Source organism: Providencia sp. R33, assembly GCF_019343475.1.
Taxonomy (GTDB): domain Bacteria; phylum Pseudomonadota; class Gammaproteobacteria; order Enterobacterales; family Enterobacteriaceae; genus Providencia.
Genome location: NZ_CP072453.1, coordinates 1,856,434 through 1,875,802, shown reverse-complemented (window position 1 = coordinate 1,875,802; position 19,369 = coordinate 1,856,434). Strand labels below are relative to the sequence as shown.

The window sequence follows — 19,369 nt, the reverse complement described above, 5'->3', positions numbered from 1 at the left end:
TTGATCCTACCATTTCGTTTGAACAATGAAATAAAGTGGTAATTTTACCAAAAAAGTTTAAATCAGATGCCCTGAATCGTAGATTTACCTGAAAGAGATCATGATTTAAGCTAATGGTTGGCTCTATGATATTTGTAAAGACTAACATGTTTAAGAGAATTTCTGAATGCTTGTCATAATCTTGGGGGCGCAATGGCGGGATGTACATTAGATAAACAACGTTTTATAGAGGGAGATTCTGTTGAGATGCAACGGGAAATCACTCGGTTATGCATCGAATGTGGCTTGTTATTGCTACAGCATGGTGCAGAAAGCATGTTAGTGGAACAATTAACAACTCGATTAGGTATTGCACTCGGTGCTAGCCAAGTAGACAGTGCAATTTCATCAAACTCTTTAGTGCTAACGACAATTATCGATGGCCGCTGCTTAACTTCAACACGACGAATTATCGACCGTGGTATTAATATGCATGTGGTGACAGAAGTGCAACATGCCGTGATATTAGTTGAACATCATTTATTGGACAGAAAACAATTACAAAAGAAATTGTCTTCCATAAAACCCTTGCGTTATCCACGTTGGTTGATGGTGCTAATGGTTGCATTATCCTGTGCGTGCTTTAGTAAGCTTAATGGTGGTGGTTGGGAAAGTGCTTTAATCACGTTCTTAGCCAGTGGCTGTGCGATGTACATCAGGCAGGTTTTAACCTCCCACCAAATGAATCCATTGATTAACTTTTGTATTACTGCTTTTGTGGCAACCTCTGTTTCGGGGTTATTACTTAAAATTCCTTATTTGGCGGTAACAGAAACCATTTCTATGGCAGCGAGTGTCTTGTTGCTTGTACCTGGCTTTCCGTTGATTAACGCTGTTGCAGACATGTTTAAAGGGCATGTGAATACAGGTTTAGCTCGCTGGACTATGGCCAGTTTACTCACACTAGCAACCTGTATTGGTGTGGTGTTGGCGATGACTATCTGGAATCTAAAAGAATGGGCATAGAGTTTCTGTTAACGTTGATTGAAAAAATGGTGTTAGCCGCTATTCCGGCGATTGGTTTTGCCATGGTGTTTAATGTCCCTGTGCGGGCACTGAAATATTGTGCTTTGCTCGGTGCGATTGGCTATGGGTCTAGAATGATTTTGATGGCGTTAGGGCTGCAAATTGAGTGGGCCAGTTTCCTTGCTGCAATTCTCATTGGTATTATTGGTATCCAATGGTCACGCTGGTGGTTGGCTCACCCAAAAGTGTTTACAGTTGCTGCGGTGATCCCCATGTTCCCCGGTATTAGTGCCTATGTGGCAATGATCTCGGTAGTAAAACTTTCCCAGTATGGTTATAGCCCTGAGTTAATAGAAGTTTTAGTGACAAATTTCTTGAAAGCCTCTTTTATTGTAGGGGCATTATCTATCGGTATTTCATTACCCGGATTGTGGTTGTACCGTAAACGCCCAAGTGTCTGATATTCAATAAAACCTAAGTGGTATTTTTTGCTTTATTAAGCAGACTCCCACTTAGCGTTATTAACGATAAAAACTAACATAAACTATTAAATTTGCAGAAAATCCGATAGCGTAATTATTTAATAAAAATAGGCAATCGCTGATACCATAAATGTTTTAATTTGATTAGAATATACGATATTTTCTATATACATTAGGGTGTTAGCAATAACACTAACGTATCTCTATTAATTTTTCGCTTATATTCTGATTAGTGGTGTTATTTTGAAACAGTCCAGTTTTTTGTATTTCTCCCGTTTTATTCTACCTTTCTTTCTGTTTTTACCATTTTCTTTCTCTTTTGCAGCACCTAGCTCATTTACACAAGCTAAGGTACTCAGCAAAACCCAAGTCTATTCTGACCAAAACAAACAAGGGGAAGGGTCGATTTACTGCGGCTGCCAGTGGGAATGGGTAGGCAAAAGTGGCGGGCAAGTGGATTTAGCCTCTTGCGGCTATCAGGTACGTAAGCAGCTAAGCCGTGCGGAACGCATTGAGTGGGAACATATTGTGCCTGCGTGGGTCTTTGGCCATCAGCGCCAATGTTGGCAAAATGGTGGGCGAAAAAACTGCGTTTCGACAGACCCAGTTTTTGGTCGTATGGAAGCCGATTTGCATAATCTGGCACCTTCCATTGGTGAAGTGAATGGGGATCGAAGCAATTTTAGCTTTGGGCAATTATCTACAAATGCGCCTTATCCTTATGGAATGTGTCGCAGCCGTGTTGATTTTAAGCAAAAGGTATTTGAGCCTCGTGATGAGGTAAAAGGGCAGGTTGCTCGTGTCTATTTTTATATGCATGACCGTTATAATTTATCTATGTCACGTCAGCAGCAGCAACTCTTGATGGCATGGGATAAAAAATTCCCACCAAACCAGTGGGAACGCACCCGTGACGAACGCATTGCCAAAGTCATGGGGCACCATAATCCCTTTGTGACAGGGCAAAAGCAGTGGAGTTTAAACCACAAGAATGGTGGAGAGGGAGTGAAATTTTCTTCAGCTTCAACTGTATCAATACCTCAACAGCCTGAAAAGCAAACTAACTTAGAAAATTTAGCTGAAGTTAAAGGTAATACAAATTCCAAAAAGTATCATTTCCCCCATTGTTCGGGCTTTAAGACATTATCAGATAAAAATGCAGTTATGTTTGCTAATGAAAATGCTGCCCAAGAAGCGGGTTATCACCTAGCGGGTAACTGTAAACCGCGTTAATAACAACTTAAGCGTCAATAATGGATTGATTATTGACGCTTTTTTGGGTGAAAGTTTGATGTGATAAATAAAAAACAAAAAATGTGTTAAAAAAATGTTGCCTTCTGAAAAAAATTAGCGCTATATTTAGGGTAAGTAAAAACTGCAATAAAAACAGCGCCTCATTGAGTCGCAAAAAATATTGCAGTTTGTCATATTAGTGTCATACAGATTCATTAGTTTAACGTTATCGCTATCACAGGAGAAACTAATGGGAAGTAAGTATTTGTTAACACGAACACAAGACCGGTTAGCCTCCATCATGAAATTGTCATGGTGAGATGACTAACCGGTTTTTTTATGGCCTGTTAAAAAGCAAGAGGATTGAACCACATTACACTGTTTTATCGTTAACCAAGAGCTTGAAGGGAGCTCCTCTCTGTTCTGAATAGTTAGTCATCTGAAATTGACATCACTGATACCTGGAAGGGTTAATACTATGAGTAGACAGAAAGCTGCAACAAAAGCACGTCGTGAAATGAAACGCTCATCACGTAAAGAACGTTCTGGTCGGTTTGACATGAATAACGTTGCGTCCTTCGCTGAACTGACAGGCATTGAGCCTATCGGTATGGCAAAAGAGCGTCGTGATGGCTCTCCAATCCTGCCACGAAATGAAGCTCAAAAGCTCTATATTAATTCGATTAAACACAAGCAGTTAATTTTTGCCAATGGTGAAGCGGGCTGTGGTAAAACCTTCATCAGTACTGCGCTAGCCGCAGATGCATTATTTAATAAAGATATCAGTAAGATCATCGTGACAAGGCCAGTTCTTCAGGCAGAAGAAGACCTCGGGTTTTTACCGGGGGATATGTCAGAAAAATTTGCGCCATATTTTCGACCTGTGTATGACGTTCTAGCGAAACGGTTAGGGAGTTCGTTCCTGCAATATTGTTTGCGGCCTGAAATTGCGAAGGTAGAGATCGCGCCATTTGCCTATATGCGAGGCCGAACTTTTGAAAATGCCGTTGTGATTTTAGATGAAGCGCAAAATGTCACGGTCACCCAAATGAAAATGTTTTTAACGCGTTTGGGGGAAAACGTCACGGTTATCGTGAATGGGGATGTGACCCAGTGCGATTTACCTGATGGGGTGCAGTCTGGTCTTGCGGATGCGTTACAACGTTTCAGTAGTGATGAAATGGTCTCAATGGTGAACTTTACCATTGATGATTGTGTAAGATCCCAATTGTGCCATAAAGCGTTATTGGCCTATAACGACTAATTGATTTACCTCAATAGCAACGAATATATGCCCCATAAGTGATTACTGGGGCATATTTTTTATCAATTACTGATGATTAATGGTACAGCATTTCGTGAACAATTTGCTCATCAGTTAATGAATACGGGTAATAGGTTGGCCAGTTTTCTAATTGCCCCAGTAATTTTTCTTGTGACTCATTACCCATATATAAGTGGAAATGTCCTGACGTTTGCGGCTCAATGATATGGTCGCTAAATTGAATGTATTTTGGCGCTTTAGACTTAGCATCTTGACATTCAAACAGGTAGCGAACGCCTTTTTTACCCGAAGTATAATGTAAAATTTTATAGCCTGAATAGGCATATTGGCAGCTATTGACGACACCGTTTTGGGTAAATTCAATCACGTTATTTTCGATGCCAATACTGTCAACATCTGTGGCGTAGCCTTTTTTATAATAAGCGCGGTATTCTTCAACGGTTTTATCTTTATTTTTCTGCGCTTTACTTTCTAAAACAGCATCCAACTTTCCATTTAATAATAAAGGATTAACTGACTCCCATACGCCTTGCCAATCACTTAACGAACGGTCTTTGACATCAGAATCTTCAAAAATGCCTTTTGAAGCTTGAAGGGCTTTTTCTGATTGCGGATGTGCGTGACTGTGTGAGCCGTGTGCAATAGCAGAAAAACTGCTAATGGCAAAAATGGCACTGAGCGCGGTATTTAATAATGTGTGTTTATGCACTGTCATTTCCTATTTTGATGATGTCTATTTTTATTATGTTATAACATAACATTTATCGCAATAAAAAAATGCGTAGGATAGGGGGATTCGATACAAATAAACGAAAAATGAGCAGAGGCAACGGGTAGGGAGACGCTTATCAGCGATAACGCAACTGATAAGCGTTGAGGGTAATTTAAACGGAATTAATCGTCAGGGTTGTCCATTACTGCATGACGTTCATGGTGATAACCTTCTTCATCATAACCATGTCTCCAATAGGGAATTGCATAGATGTCATCGCGGCCAAACCCTTTTTCACGGCGAACAAAACGACGTAAATCACGAATAATCTGGTCTTCACCTGCTATCCAAAATGCACAATCAGTGGCGGGAATATCCCATGATTTAAATGTGCTAATTAATTCAGCGGTTTTGCTGATATCGCCACAAATCCAGATGATTTCAACTTGAGCCGGTTTTTTAAGTGAGCGTACATCCGCTGGGTTATCCATGCGTAGCACCACTTTTCCTTGGGCATCTGCTGGCATTTTTTCGAGTAATGCGCCAATTGCAGGCAGAGAACTGGAGTCACCAGCCATAAAATAGTGTTTGCGATTTGGTAGTAACGGGTCTGGGCCGCCAGGGTTAGTGATCCCCATCCAATGACCGGGTTTAGCATCACGGGCAAATAAATAGGCAGGCCCTGTCGCTCCATCATGCATGGCAAATTCAATGTCGATTTCGCTAACATCAGGGCGAATTGCTCTTACGGTATAGGTGCGCACAAATGGGCGAGGTTTATCTTCAGGCCAGCTGCGACCTTCTTTACTCAGGATAGGCAGAGCGGGTTGGCTGGTTAAGTCAGGGGCTAAAAAGATTTTTAAATGCCCGCCTTCGCTATCGGTTGGGTAGTCCGCAAGCTTTTCACCTGTGAAAGTGATGCTTCGAATAGAAGGGCTAACATCAGTAATGGATTTAACTTGAATAAGCTGCGGTGGCGCCGGGCGGTAGATATTTTTTTCAACGGGTTGTTCAGTAGCCACGGACGGTCTCCTTCGTTAATGATAATTTTATTATTTGGTAATTATTATCATTATCATATCACGATTATTAATTATTTAACCATTTATATTCATCCTATCTGCCTCACATAAAACAAAAAAGTGCCTTAAGTATCAACATAAGGCACTTGAGTTATCTACTTCACTTTCATCCCAGCGGCGGTCATCATCAACTTAAACACGGAAGAGAAAGCAAATAGCGCTAACACACTTCCTAGCCAGATAATTGCCATCCAACCGAGTTTTTTCCACCAAGGGGATACCACTGCAGTATCAATGGTAGCCTTGGTCTGGGGTAATTTTTCCTCTGAAGACATAGTAACTCCAATAGGTATAAACCAAAATAACAGGAATAATGAATAACGCGCCCACTAACATAAAGCCTAAACTTTCAGAGGGACCCGCCGCGTCACGGAAGCTAATTGCGGGTGGAATGAGCGTCGGCCAAATGCTAATCCCAAGACCAGTAAAGCCGAGGAAGATCAACATCAATGCGGATAAAAATGGCACGCTGTCATGTTGCTGGCGCTTCGCACTTTTTAAGATTAACCATGTACAACCCAGAACCAATAATGGAACAGGCAAGAAGAAGAACAAGTTTGGCAGCGTGAACCAGCGGTCAAAAATCGCTGTATTAAGCATTGGGGTCCATAAGCTGATAACCGCAATCACTGCAACCATCAATAAGGTTAGTGGGCGAAGAATGCGGTACATCGTGCGGCGTAGGTGCCCCTCTGTTTTCATGATTAGCCAACCGCATGCCAGTAAGGCATATGCGACAACTAAACCAAAACCACAAAACAGTGGGAAAGGGGCAAACCAATCAAAGTAGCCGCCCATAAAGGTGCGATTTTCCACGTGGAAACCTTGGATAAAGGCACCCACGACAACACCTTGAACGAATGTGGCAAAAATAGAACCCCAAATGAACGCGTGATCCCAATGACGGCGGTGAGATTCGTCTGCTCTAAAGCGAAACTCAAATGCTACACCACGGAAAATCAAGGCTAATAGCATAAAGGTCAGAGGAATTGATAACGCATCTAACACAATGGCATAAGCGAGGGGGAATGCACCAAATAAGGCAGCACCACCGAGCACAAGCCACGTCTCATTACCATCCCATACGGGGGCAACACTGTTCATCATTAAGTCACGGTCTTGGCTATCTTTTAGGGCAGGATAGAGAATACCAATCCCTAAATCGAAGCCATCCATAACGATATACATCAACATACTAAATACGATGATGACAAACCAAATGAGAGGTAAATCAATGCCCATGAGCTGCGTCCTCCGCGATACCTTTACGAATTAATTTCATCATGTACATGTAGCCGATACCGAACACCCCACCGTAAACCACAAAGAAGGCGATTAAACTGATGCTCATGTGCATTTCACCGTGGGCACTGACGGCGTCTGAGGTGCGCTGCAAACCATACACCACCCAAGGCTGACGACCAATTTCCGTGGTAAACCAGCCCGCTAAAATGGCAATTAATCCAGATGGTGCCATGATGAACATAAAGCGCAGGAAGGTTTTGGATTCATACAGATTTTTACGGTAACGCAGCCATAATCCCCAAACCCCAGCGGCTATCATTAATAAGCCTAAACCGACCATCACGCGGAATGACCAAAACACCATGAATACATTCGGTCGGTCTTCTGGTGCGTATTCTTTTAACGCAGGTACTTGTTTATCAATGCTGTGGGTTAAAATCAGGCTCGCAAGATACGGAATTTCGATGGCATATTCGGTTTTTTCTTTCTCTTGGTTTGGAATACCAAACAAGATAAGCGGTGTCGCTTCACCCGGTTTGTTTTCCCAGTGGCCTTCCATCGCAGCGACTTTAACCGGTTGATGTTTCAGCGTATTTAAGCCATGCGCATCACCAATTAACGCTTGGAGAGGCGCTAACACTAAAATCAACCACAGCGACATGGAAAACATTTTTTTCATCGCGCTGGATTTGTTGCCTTTGAGTAAATGCCAAGCCGCAGAAGCACCAATAAAGAATGCCGCCGCAAGGAACGCTGCCGTGGTCATGTGCAATAAGCGGTATGGGAAAGATGGGTTGAAAATGACCGCTAACCAATCAACGGGGACGATACGGCCGTCGATGATTTCGAAGCCTTGTGGCGTTTGCATAAAACTGTTGGATGCCAAAATCCAGAAAGTGGAAATGATGGTACCCAATGCAACCATGCAGGTGGCAAAAAAGTGCAGTTTTTCACCCACGCGGTTCATGCCAAACAGCATGACGCCAAGGAAACCCGCTTCAAGGAAGAACGCGGTTAACACTTCATAAGTGAGTAATGGGCCCGTAATTCCGCCCGCAAAATCTGAAAAGAAACTCCAGTTGGTACCAAATTGGTATGCCATCACCAATCCAGATACCACACCCATTCCGAAATTAACCGCAAAAACTTTGGTCCAAAAATGGAACAGTTTTATATAGTCTTCGTCACGTGTTTTTAGCCATAAGCCTTGTAGCACCGCAAGAAAGCTTGCTAGCCCAATCGTAATGGCTGGGAAAATAATATGGAACGAGACCGTAAACGCGAATTGTATACGGGCAAGTTCCAGCGCAGTTAGTCCAAACATATTGACCCCTGAGTGGATATGTTAATGGCACGCTGCATTTAAAGCCTTGGTGGTCACAATCGAGGCGCTTATCCCTAGCAAAAAAATTGCGTACACCGGAATGCTAAGTATCGCAATCCGACTAAAAATGTTTTGTGCTTATAGTTAAAAAAAGTCAGGTGAATGTGTGGATAAGTAGAACATGAGACGATAAACTATAATAGTAACAATTATTGAGTTATTAACTATAACAGTTGAGGCGGCTATGACGAGATATGAACAGTTAGCAGCGCAAATTCGTCAACAAATTGAAGACAATATCTGGCAAGTTGGTGACAGATTACCTTCACTTAGGGAAAGCGTTAAGCAATCAGGTCTTAGCTTAATGACCGTGGTACAAGCTTACCAATTACTTGAAAGCCAAGGATGGGTCGCCGCACGTCCACAGTCTGGGTACTATGTGGCCAACCGAAATAACGCTTTTGCGGCAGCTAAAGGGGGAAAAGGACTCCATTTAAATGAAAATGTAGAGATTAACGCCTCTATATTTGGGGTATTACAAGCTTGCAAGGATCCGGATATTATCCCATTTGGCTCCGCATTTCCAGAACCTGCCTTATTGGATGACCCTAAATTAGCCAAATCATTGGCATCTGTCGCAAGGCGTTTATCCAAATTTAATACGCCCGCTAACTTGCCGCCGGGAAATGAGCAATTACGCCGAAATATTGCCCAGCGTTATGCAACGCAAGGCATTCATGTCGCCCCGGATGAAATTGTGATCACTGCAGGTGCGATGGAATCACTGGTGCTAAGCCTGCAATCTGTCACCCAGCCAGGGGATTGGGTGGTGATTGAATCTCCTGCATTTTATGGTTCATTACAGGCTATAGAACGGTTAAAACTCAAAGCGATCGCTATTAAAACCGATCCTTTATTTGGTATTGACCTTGATGCATTAGAAGATATTGCCAGCAAATACCCGATTAAAGCCTGCTGGTTAATGACGCATTACCAAAACCCGCTGGGCGGGACAATGCCACAAACCAATAAAAAACGTTTAGTGGATATTTTAAATAAACATCAAATTGCATTAATTGAAGATGATGTTTATGGGGAATTATATTTTGGTAATAAGCAGCCTATTCCAGCAAAAGCGTTAGATACGAAAGGGCACTTTTTCCATTGTTCATCATTTTCGAAATGTTTAGCTCCCGGCTATCGAGTGGGATGGGTCGCTGCGGGGCATCACGCCACGAAAATTCAGCACTTACAGATGATGAGCACAGTGTCAGCCAGTGTGCCTACACAGCTTGCTATTGCGGAATACCTCTCTTTAGGGGGGTATGATGCCCATCTGCGTAAACTGCGACTCACGATGGAACAGCGACAACACCAGATGTTAGGGGCAATAGCCAAATATATGCCGTCTTCCGTGAAGGTGAATATGCCGAAAGGTGGGTACTTTTTGTGGTTAGAATTCGAACCACCATTTAATGCAATTCGCTTGTATCAATTAGCGTTAAAAGAAGGGATTAGCATTGCACCTGGGAGTATGTTTTCAACAAGTGACCAGTTTAACCATGCATTCCGTTTAAATGTCTCTTTTACGTGGACTGAGCTTATTGAAGAAGCGATGAAAACATTAGGTCGGTTATGTCACTATTTAATTAAAGAGAAGCGCGATTAGTCACATTATCGTTGTAAATTCATTGCCTTGAAAGATTAACTTTGCGACTCTAGGTAGAAATCTAAAACAGTGAATAACAACGTTTTGGGAGGTAATGTGAAAATTAAATGTTTTGATATCACCGATTTGCCAAACCTCAAGTGGAATGATGGAGGCGGGGCTAGCCAAGAAGTTTTTTGCTGGCCTGTGGCTTCAGATTATTCATTACGTGCAAGCATCGCGACGATTAATCAAGATAGCTACCTTAAACGCTACGCCGAAGGTGAAAGGTTAGCTATCCTGCTCAATAACCAAAACATAACATTAACTGATAATAAAAATTTTATGCAGCAGTTGAGCCATGTTGGAGAGAGCGCCCAATTTTCGGCCCAGCAATACGCGGCGATAAATGTGAGCCAGCCGAATACACAGCTATTGAATTTTATTTTCCGAGCGGATCGCTGGGTAGCAAAAAGCACTTTAGTGAAAGAAACGTGTAAATTACCGAATAACCAAGCTGGCTTAGTTTTTGTGCTAAGTGGCGAATGGGCGGTGTCTGGCGGGAACTGTAACCGAATGGGAGTTGGACAAGGTGGTTGGTGGTTACCAGATATCGGCGAAGGTGAAGTGACTCCCCTTAGTGCCGATAGCCTGTTGATTTGGATTGAATTATTACCGCGTTAGCTTGCGGCTAACCCTATGGCTGCAAAGGTTAACAAGCCACCAGCCACACCTTCTGTAATGCGGCGTTTATTGTCGTTATAACCTTGTTTTTTATGCATGGATGCAAACAACACGCCAATGACCCCATAAATCACTACACAAGAAATAATAAAAGTGGCAGAAAGAATGAGCGATTGGATCGCAACACTTTCGCTCAACTGAATAAAATTAGGCAAAATTGCAAAATACACCAGTAAACCTTTTGGGTTTAAAAAACTGGTTAAAAATGCCTTACCAATCACGGCTTTATTCGATACCTTTTGGATTTTGACGTCACTGGCTTTCATCGCAGACATGATCATCCGTACGGCAAGGTATGCCACATAGGCAACACCAACCCATTTTATTGTGTGAAATACCATCGGTGATGCTGCAACAATCGCAGCAAGGCCAAGTGCTGCGAGTATTGCATGGGCAACATAGCCTAAAATAATGCCAAAATTAGCCTTCCAAGCGGCACTTGCCCCTCCTGAAAGTCCCTGCGCTGAAATAAATAAAATATCTGGGCCTGGTGTACAAATCAGTGGGATCACGGTAGCACTGAATAATGCTAATGTGTGTAACTCCATACGATGACCTCTTTGGTTTTATTGTTGATGAGGCAACTGGCCAGCTGCGTAAAAATTATAACGATAATGCTGTAGTATAGGGTTGTTTTATTGCTTGAAAATAACAATAAATTAGCATTGGATATTAACATCTATTAATAAATGAGCGTTGGATGCCAATTAAAATGAATATGATAAAACTTGATGCCATTGATAGACGTATTTTACAGGTGCTACAGCGGGATGGAAAAATACAGAATGTTGAACTGGCTAAGGAAGTTGGGCTTTCCCCATCTCCTTGTCTGCGTCGTGTAAAACTGCTCGAAGAAGCGGGGGTCATAAAGCGCTATGTAGCGGTGCTTGATGGTGCAAAAATTGGGGCTGGGTTGTCTCTATTTGCGCGCATTTGGTTTAAAACGCAGGATGCGAAAACCATCAACCAATTTGTTGAAGAGATTAAACAGATGCCTGAAGTCGTGGAATGTCACCTAATGGCGGGGGAGTGTGATGCGCTAATCCGTATAGTGACTCAAGACCTTGCCTCGTATCGCCGTTTTCACGCCGATCATTTAACACAAATAAACAGCATCCAAAGTATTAAAACTGAAGTTCCCATGGAAACTGTTAAAGTCACTTACGCGTTGCCGCTGTAGCTATTATGGCTGGATAAACTTGGCGGGAACATGCTCAGTTAACCAAACATGGTTATCTGATAAGTAAAATAGATAACCTGACTCCATCATTTTTTTGGTTTCAATGACCAGAACGATGGGTTTGCCGTGCCGTGCGCCTACCTGAGTAGCCGTTACTGTGTTGTCCGATAAATGCACATGATGGCGATTACCCGCTAATAACCCTTGTTGCCTAATTGAATCGACAAAACGAGTCGCTGTTCCATGGTAAAGAAACTCAGGGGGAATTTGTGCAATGTGATTAAGGCTAACTTGCTGGCTTGAATGCCCTTGCGCTGCGCGGATCTGGGTATGTTCGGTATTGAAGGTAAAGCGCTTTTTATTGTTATTTTCGACAACATACTCTAATAGTTCACGGGTGAGTTTTTTCCCATGGCGATTAGCGTGTAATAATAAATCATCGACACTAACCCAACCATCTTGGTCAAGTGTGAGTGAAATAGATTCAGGTTTGTGACGTAAAACGTAGCTTAAGAACTTGCTAATTTGAATTGTTTTGTCTTGCATATACTGCCTGTTAATAATATTTATTTCCTTTAAGTTTAATTTAATTAATGACTAAGCGTGATTAATTAGTGAAATCATAACGAAGTCACACAACAAAAACGATGTAAATAATCCTAAAATATTTTTATGCCAAAAAATTATTTTTTCTAATCGATTAAAGACTAACTTCTGATTATTTCGTTAGCAATTGCCCTGAATTAGTTAAAAATATTTTCTATTAAATTCAAATAATGAATGAAAAACTGCAATAGGTAGTGTTAATGATATTTGTTATCTATTGGTTTGAAATTTAGTGTTACATTTTGAAAAAAAATAATATATTTTGAATGTTAGAGAAAATATTATTTTCCTTGATGTTTCTTAACGTAATTATAATTCGAAATATAAATTAATATATAACCATTCTTAATTGGTATGATAGTGTGTGTTTTTTGTAATGCTTTGAGTATATGAGGTATTTTTGATTGATTAATGTGAGGTGAAGACGCTGATATAGAATTTTTTGTTGATCCTGCGCAATTTCATTTTGCTTCAATTATTTATACTGGGTTTATTAATATAGCAAATGATAGCTGATTTTAATTTTCAGATAAAATAATCCCAATCTCACCAAGGGTAAGGTGTATATACCTGTTACTCTGCTATTAATATCAGTCTTAATTAGGCTGTTATTTCATTGTTATATTCTATAACAACGTAGGTTAATAAAGTTTCAGCCCTATTAAAGGTAAATGAATGATCTATCCGATGACAGATAGCATGCTGTCCACACTCAAAAATGATAAATTTTCACGCTATGCTATGCGCTATTTAGCGATTGAGAAAAAGACACAATCTGCTATTTCAGAATATGGTTTAGATTTTGAAATTCTTTTTTCACGGCAAACTGAAATCCAACAACTGAAAACGGATTTAAAAGCGCTAGGGGCTATTTTTGCAAATAATGGCAAAAGCATCCATAGCCGTTGGCTCTCTAGCGCCTGTGTGCAATGCCGTACGGGGGAAGGGAGCCACACCACATTTTTATCCTTAAAATGCCATCGAGATTGTTATTTTTGCTTTAACCCGAATCAAGAAAATTATGACGGTTTTCAACGGGAAATGCGTGATGCAATAGGCGAGGTTGATGCGATTGCTGAGCAAAATTATCCATTATCCCACATTGCATTAACGGGGGGAGAGCCGCTGCTATTTCGTGAAGAAAGTATTCAATTCTTTCAACGTGTGCAACAAAAATTACCGCAGGTTCACAGCCGTTTATATACCGCAGGCGACCCGTTAGACCGCAATACGGCCCTTGCATTAGCCAAAGCAGGGCTACAAGAGGTGCGCTTTAGTATCAAGATTGATGATCCAAAAGAGCGTATTGAAAAGGTGTTGCACCGTATTGCGTTAGCGCGCGAAATTTTCCCTACGGTGATGGTGGAAATGCCTGTTATCCCTAATACTGAAGAACAAATGTATCAGTTACTGATGCAACTCGATGACATTGGTATTGATGGCATCAATTTATTGGAGTTTTGCTTTCCTCTCACAAATAGCCATGAATATAAAGCCCGCAATTTTGAGTTAAAAAACCCACCTTATGAGGTGTATTACAACTATTGGTATGCAGGTGGCCTTGCTGTTGCGGATAGTGAATTAGCCTGCTTACGAGTGCTGAAATTTGCATTGGAAAAAAATTTATCCATCGGTGTGCATTATTGCTCCTTAGAAAATAAACATACGGGGCAAGTGTACCAAAGTAACGCGTTTTTCCAGCACGATGAGCAAGCCATGGGCCCCCATTATCTTTTCTCTACTAAAGATTACTTTTTCAAAAGTGCCAAGGTGTTTGGGGATGATTGCGAGAAAGTAGCTCACTATTTAAAACAAGCCAATGTGCCTTTCGAACAAGAGTTACTCCACGGTTTTTTACAATTTAACCCTGAATCGATTTTGTCTTTGCAACCGCTGGCAAATCTCCCCATCGCACTGACTTCTCACATCGTTGAACCAGATGAAAACGGCGAGCCACTGATTAAAGAAGTGCGCATTGAGCTAACCACACCCACTGAATTTTTATTGACCGATATACAGGGAGGTTCCTGTGAAAAATGAAAACCCAACGTTAGATTTTTTGTATGCAAGGCAGTTTGCTTATGACGTATTGCGCCGCTTACTCATGGAAGAGCCGACACCTGAATTACTGCGATATCTGAGTGAGGCAGGATTGGCGCTATTTCCCTGCGAAGACAGTTTGCCTGTGATGGCGGATGCAGTGAGTGCGATGCAAACCGATTTGCAAGCTCGCAATTTACAAGCGGGTACTGACGGTTTTGAGGATCTGCATTGGGATTTCACGCGCTTATTTATTGGGCCTGATGCTCCAGCGGCGGCGCCATGGGAGTCGACTTATGTCTCGCGGGACAAACTGTTATTCCAAGAAAGCACCCTTGCCGTGAAATCATTCTACCAAAAATATGGATTTGAATTAGGGCACAAAGAGTTCGAAGCCGCAGACCATATTGGTTATGAATTAGATTTTATGTGGAATCTGAGTCAGAAAATTGTTGAATACACTGAATTAAAAGCTGAACTCACTGATGAATCAAAAGTGTTATTACAGGCATCAAGCTTATTTTTAAATAACCATCTCTTAGCATTTATTACCCCATTTTGCCGCGACCTACATAACCACGCCAATACCCCATTTTATCGCCAATTGAGTGCACTGTTAGAACCATTTTTACGAAATGATCAAAAGAAAATCAACGAATTAGTCAATTTATAATAATAAAACGAAAGGAAGAGGTAAGAGCAATGTCAGAAAGACAGAAAATAGCCTTAAGTCGTCGTTCATTTATAGCATGGACATCGGCAGCATCGGTGATGGCGACATTACCGATGAGCAAACGGCTTTATGCATCAACACCAGAAGAAGAAAAAGCCATTGGCCAAGCCACTGATGCCGTCACCAAAGGGAAGTGGAAGCCCGTTGCGTGCTGGCATAACTGCGGTGGGCGCTGTGTAAATAAAGCGTTGGTGGTTGACGGTGTGGTGGTTAGGCAAAAAACCGATGACGTGGTTGCCGACTCGCCTGATTTCCCACAACAACGGGGTTGCTTGCGTGGGCGCTCTCAACGTAAGCAAGTTTTTGGTGCTGACCGCTTAAAATACCCAATGAAGCGTAAAGGTTGGGCTCCAGGTGGTGGAGATAAAAGCTTACGTGGACGTGACCAATGGGTACGGATCAGTTGGGATGAAGCTCTTGATATTGTCGCCTCTGAGTCAAAACGTATTACAAAAAAATACGGTAAAGAATCTATTTGGATCACGGGTGGAAACGGCGTTGATATCCAAAATGTGTACGCTAAAGCAGGCGGCTTTGTGGGGGATTGGGGAACTACCTCATGGGGCGCTTGGTTTGAAACACCGGCTCACCTCGGTTTATTGGAAGGGTTTTATACTTTCGGCACCAATGACCGCTTTGATATGCGTAACTCGCAGCTTATTGTGATGTGGGGGGCTAACCCTGCATGGAGTAGTCCGGGTAGCCCAACCTATAACTATTATCAGGCCAAAAAAGCGGGTGCGCGTTTTATCAGTATTGACCCGAGTTATACCACGACGGCTGAATTAATGGATGCAGATTGGTACCCAATTAATCCGGGTACTGACCATGCGCTAGCACTGGGCATTATGTATGCGCTTTTGGAGATGGATAGCCCAGATAACCCGTTAATTGATTGGGAATTTTTACGCCGTTGTACGGTTGGCTTCGATGAAAAAAATATGCCAACAGGAGCCGACCCGAAAGGCAACTTCAAAGATTATTTATTAGGCACATATTCTGGTGAGCCAAAAACCCCTGAATGGGCAGCGAACATTTGTGGGTTATCCGAGGCAGACATTCGCACATTGGCACGTGAAATCGGCGGAACAAACCGTGTTGCGCTACTAACGGGTTGGGCGCCAGCACGTATTCATAATGGTGAAGGATGGGTTCAAGCATTCTCCACATTAGGTTTTATGACAGGGCATATGGGGCGTCCGGGACGTATGACTGGGGTGAGCTGCCACTTTGCCGCGGGCAATAATGGCACACGCTTAGTGATGGCTGGCGCAAGTGGTTTACCTTCAGTGCCTAACCCTGTGAGCTTGAAAATCAACCACAATGAGCTTAACCGAGCATTGCTGGAGAAAAAATTCCGCCAGCGTGGGGTGGGTGATGTGGATGCGAATATCCAAATGATCATTCACCCGTTCAATGCGACATTACAGACGCGGGCGAATATCACCCAAAGTATTGAAGCCTATAGAAAAGATGTTGAGCTAGTGGTGACAGCCGCTTACGTACCACATACCTGCGCAAAATATTCCGATATTGTTTTGCCTGTCACGACCGAGTGGGAACGCGATGGCACGATTTTAAACCCAAGTAACCGTGAAGTTATTATTGCTGCGGTGAATGTGACGCCACCGCTTTATGAAGCAAAAAGTGACCAATGGATTGCGAAAGAACTAGGAAAACGCCTTGGGATAAATGTGGATGAAGTCTTCCCTATTTCAGAAAAACAGCAGTTTTTCAATAAGCTCAATGGAGCAACCATTATCGGTGAAGATGGCCAGACTAAAGAACCGCTGCTCACTATTACCCAAACGGATATTGACGAATGGCAAGTTACAGGGAAACCACAGCAAGGCCGCTTGACGCTGAATGAGTTCTTAACCGTCGGTAAATACCAAGTACAGCGCACAGATGGAGATAATTACGGGTATATCGCGTATGAGGATTTTATTCGTGACCCACAAGGGAATCCACGCCCAACCCCAAGTGGTAAATTTGAAATTTATTGCCAAACATTAGTCGAAAAAGCCGATGAATGCGGTTGGACTAAATTACCACCAATCCCAGAATACATTCCTTCTGCAAGTGGCTATGAAGCCAGCTTCAAAGACTTCGCCAAAAAAGAGAAGGGGGATTATCCGTTCCAAATCTACAACCCACACTATTTACGCCGTTCACACAGCACCTTAGATAATGTGCCGTGGCTGCGTGAACAGTGGCCAAGCCCGATTTATATCAACGCATCTGATGCTAAACGCTTAGGGGTTAAGCACGGTGAAACGGTATTAATTACTAGCCCTCATGGGAAGATTGTTCGCCCAGCGCTTGTCACGCAAACCATGAAACCGGGGGTCGTGGCTTTACCTCATGGTAGCTGGACGGATGTCGATGAAAAATCAGGGATAGATATGGCGGGTGCAGATAATACGCTCACGATCCAAGTTCCGACAGGTTTAGGAACATCAGGGTGGAACACGATGTTATGTAACATCGAAAAATGGGACGGTGATCAGTTAGTTCCAGATGTTGCTATTCCACAGCGTATTATTTTTTAAGGGGCGATAAATAATGGATAAACAAGTCGGATTTTATATCAATGTTGCCGCCTGTATTGGGTGTAAAACCTGTGTTGTGGCGTGTAAAGACAAAAATGACCTTGAGGTTGGGCGTAATTTTCGCCGCGTATATGACATCGAAGTGGGGGAATACCCGCGTCCGCGCCGTTGGCATCTATCTATTGCATGTAATCACTGTGATGACCCGCAATGCGTTAGCCACTGCCCAACAACGGCAATGCACAAGCGGGAAGAAGATGGTGTTGTCTTGGTTGACCACGATAAATGCGTGGGTTGTCGCTATTGCACATGGGCTTGCCCATATGAAGCTCCGCAATTTGATGCCAGTATCGGCATGATGACCAAGTGTGATACCTGCATTGATTTACGTGAGCAAGGGGGGAACCCGATGTGTGTCGACTCCTGCCCAATGCGCGCAATTGAATTTGGGCTCATCAGCGAACTGCGTAAAAAATATGGCTCGAATGCAGATATTGATGGTTTGCCAAGTTCAAGTATCACCAAACCCAACCTCGTTGTTGGCACGAAAGGATAAGGAGAATTATCATGCATGAATTTCCATTGGTGATTTTCACCTTATTTATGCAGGCATCCGTTGGCTGCTTGGTGGTTTCACTGCTGTGCTCTTGCCGCATATTGGAAGGAAGTGAAAAAACACTGCTCCTTAAAAAGCCTGTTGTGGCGAGCTTTGTTTTAGGGTGCGTAGGGTTATTGGGTTCGTTATTCCATATGGGTAATCCATTACACATGTTTTACACCATGGTGCATGTTTCCAGCTCTTGGATGAGCCGTGAAGTGTGGGCAACTGCGATTTACATGGCACTATTATTTCTAAGTACCGCCTTGTTACTACTCAAAAATAAAGCGAATAATGCATTGCTAGTTATTAGTGCTATCGCGGGTTTAGTATACATGTATGCAATGTCGGCGCTGTACGCAAATACGCTGTTCAACCTGTGGGGCGGCCTATTTACTTACGCTAGTTTCTTTGGGGCAGTGTTATTGGTTGGTAGCGTCATAGCCGCTTCATTGTTAGTGGGCCCTTTGCGTTCTTTAGGTAAAGAAGAGCAACTTAAGCGTGTGGTAAAAACCTCATTGGGTGTGGGGGTGATGGGGATTTTATTGATGTTACTCGGTGCATTATCATTACTGAGCAATATCGGTGAGCCAATTTATATGGGTATGACTCCGCGTGAATTGCCTGATGGATTACTCAGCCTGAGCATTGCTCGTGTGGCGTTCATCGCGGTAGGCGTTCTGTTTGTTGGGCGCTTATTGTGCCAAAAATCAAGCCAATCAATGAATGCTACATTGGTAATGTCATTTGCTGCATTGTGTATTTTTGTCGGTGAAGGCGTTGGGCGCGTCGTATTTTTCTCTCTTGGAGGTTAGTTTTAACTTTTGAGTTATTGGGAATCCGAAGGCAACCCCTTCGGATTTTTATTATTCTTTTTTTAGGCTAAAAAAAGAATAATGG

General features: G+C 42.5%; 19 protein-coding genes. 12 read left to right on the top strand and 7 right to left on the bottom strand.

The features are described 5' to 3' along the window. Positions 1-192 precede the first annotated feature (192 nt). From J6836_RS08800 to phoH, 4 genes are all read left to right on the top strand, one after another. A complete protein-coding gene (locus J6836_RS08800; protein WP_219248590.1) occupies positions 193-1,005 on the top strand; it encodes a threonine/serine ThrE exporter family protein in 813 nt (270 codons plus the stop codon). Further along, positions 996-1,466, top strand: a complete 471-nt coding sequence (locus J6836_RS08795) for a threonine/serine exporter (RefSeq protein WP_219248588.1) — start codon at positions 996-998, stop codon at positions 1,464-1,466. The genes J6836_RS08800 and J6836_RS08795 overlap by 10 nt, the downstream gene beginning before the upstream one ends. Positions 1,467-1,748: 282 nt before the next feature. Beyond that, entirely contained in the window at positions 1,749-2,720 is a 972-nt protein-coding gene (locus J6836_RS08790; RefSeq protein ID WP_219249452.1) for an endonuclease, read from the top strand. Between the two features lie 478 nt (positions 2,721-3,198). Further along, positions 3,199-3,984 (top strand): phosphate starvation-inducible protein PhoH, encoded by a 786-nt coding sequence (gene phoH, locus J6836_RS08785; protein ID WP_219248586.1) that lies wholly within the window; start codon positions 3,199-3,201, stop codon positions 3,982-3,984. Positions 3,985-4,060: 76 nt separating this feature from the next. On the opposite strand, the gene zinT is transcribed toward phoH, so the two are convergent. The 5 genes from zinT to J6836_RS08760 form a co-directional block, all read right to left on the bottom strand. Next, positions 4,061-4,720 (bottom strand): metal-binding protein ZinT, encoded by a 660-nt coding sequence (gene zinT, locus J6836_RS08780; RefSeq protein ID WP_219248584.1) that lies wholly within the window; start codon positions 4,718-4,720, stop codon positions 4,061-4,063. Between the two features lie 179 nt (positions 4,721-4,899). After that, positions 4,900-5,739 (bottom strand): siderophore-interacting protein, encoded by an 840-nt coding sequence (locus J6836_RS08775; RefSeq protein WP_219248582.1) that lies wholly within the window; start codon positions 5,737-5,739, stop codon positions 4,900-4,902. Between the two features lie 155 nt (positions 5,740-5,894). After that, complete coding sequence (locus tag J6836_RS08770) at positions 5,895-6,074, bottom strand: DUF2474 domain-containing protein (protein WP_219248581.1); 180 nt, start codon at positions 6,072-6,074, stop codon at positions 5,895-5,897. Further along, on the bottom strand, positions 6,031-7,041 hold the full coding sequence (gene cydB / locus J6836_RS08765; protein ID WP_219248579.1) for a cytochrome d ubiquinol oxidase subunit II: 1,011 nt from the start codon (positions 7,039-7,041) through the stop codon (positions 6,031-6,033). Before cydB ends, J6836_RS08770 begins: the two co-directional genes overlap by 44 nt. Beyond that, the gene (locus tag J6836_RS08760) at positions 7,031-8,368 is read right to left on the bottom strand and encodes a cytochrome ubiquinol oxidase subunit I (protein ID WP_219248577.1); all 1,338 of its coding nucleotides are present in this window, start codon (positions 8,366-8,368) and stop codon (positions 7,031-7,033) included. Before J6836_RS08760 ends, cydB begins: the two co-directional genes overlap by 11 nt. 244 nt (positions 8,369-8,612) lie before the next feature. Here J6836_RS08760 and J6836_RS08755 point away from each other — a divergent pair, with 244 nt between their 5' ends. After that, complete coding sequence (locus tag J6836_RS08755; protein ID WP_219248575.1) at positions 8,613-10,037, top strand: aminotransferase-like domain-containing protein; 1,425 nt, start codon at positions 8,613-8,615, stop codon at positions 10,035-10,037. Positions 10,038-10,133: 96 nt separating this feature from the next. After that, the gene (locus J6836_RS08750) at positions 10,134-10,700 is read left to right on the top strand and encodes a HutD/Ves family protein (protein WP_219248573.1); all 567 of its coding nucleotides are present in this window, start codon (positions 10,134-10,136) and stop codon (positions 10,698-10,700) included. Here J6836_RS08750 and J6836_RS08745 read toward each other — a convergent pair. Then, positions 10,697-11,308 (bottom strand): LysE family translocator, encoded by a 612-nt coding sequence (locus tag J6836_RS08745; RefSeq protein ID WP_219248571.1) that lies wholly within the window; start codon positions 11,306-11,308, stop codon positions 10,697-10,699. The two genes, J6836_RS08750 and J6836_RS08745, sit on opposite strands and share 4 nt — an antisense overlap. A gap of 164 nt (positions 11,309-11,472) precedes the next feature. Here J6836_RS08745 and J6836_RS08740 point away from each other — a divergent pair, with 164 nt between their 5' ends. Then, a complete protein-coding gene (locus tag J6836_RS08740) occupies positions 11,473-11,940 on the top strand; it encodes an Lrp/AsnC family transcriptional regulator (RefSeq protein WP_255586363.1) in 468 nt (155 codons plus the stop codon). 3 nt (positions 11,941-11,943) lie between these two features. On the opposite strand, the gene J6836_RS08735 is transcribed toward J6836_RS08740, so the two are convergent. Further along, on the bottom strand, positions 11,944-12,486 hold the full coding sequence (locus J6836_RS08735; RefSeq protein ID WP_219248567.1) for an RNA 2'-phosphotransferase: 543 nt from the start codon (positions 12,484-12,486) through the stop codon (positions 11,944-11,946). Between the two features lie 735 nt (positions 12,487-13,221). Between J6836_RS08735 and J6836_RS08730 the strand changes: the two genes are divergently transcribed. The 5 genes from J6836_RS08730 to J6836_RS08710 are packed head-to-tail and all read left to right on the top strand — an operon-like array spanning position 13,222 to position 19,284. Then, positions 13,222-14,586: a radical SAM protein gene (locus tag J6836_RS08730; protein WP_219248565.1), complete on the top strand. Its 1,365-nt coding sequence runs from the start codon at positions 13,222-13,224 to the stop codon at positions 14,584-14,586. Beyond that, a complete protein-coding gene (locus J6836_RS08725; protein ID WP_219248563.1) occupies positions 14,576-15,259 on the top strand; it encodes a TorD/DmsD family molecular chaperone in 684 nt (227 codons plus the stop codon). The genes J6836_RS08730 and J6836_RS08725 overlap by 11 nt, the downstream gene beginning before the upstream one ends. 29 nt (positions 15,260-15,288) lie before the next feature. After that, on the top strand, positions 15,289-17,871 hold the full coding sequence (locus tag J6836_RS08720; protein ID WP_219248561.1) for a molybdopterin-dependent oxidoreductase: 2,583 nt from the start codon (positions 15,289-15,291) through the stop codon (positions 17,869-17,871). Positions 17,872-17,884: 13 nt separating this feature from the next. Further along, a complete protein-coding gene (locus tag J6836_RS08715) occupies positions 17,885-18,427 on the top strand; it encodes a DMSO/selenate family reductase complex B subunit (protein ID WP_219248558.1) in 543 nt (180 codons plus the stop codon). A gap of 11 nt (positions 18,428-18,438) precedes the next feature. After that, complete coding sequence (locus J6836_RS08710) at positions 18,439-19,284, top strand: dimethyl sulfoxide reductase anchor subunit family protein (RefSeq protein ID WP_219248556.1); 846 nt, start codon at positions 18,439-18,441, stop codon at positions 19,282-19,284. Positions 19,285-19,369: the final 85 nt, after the last annotated feature.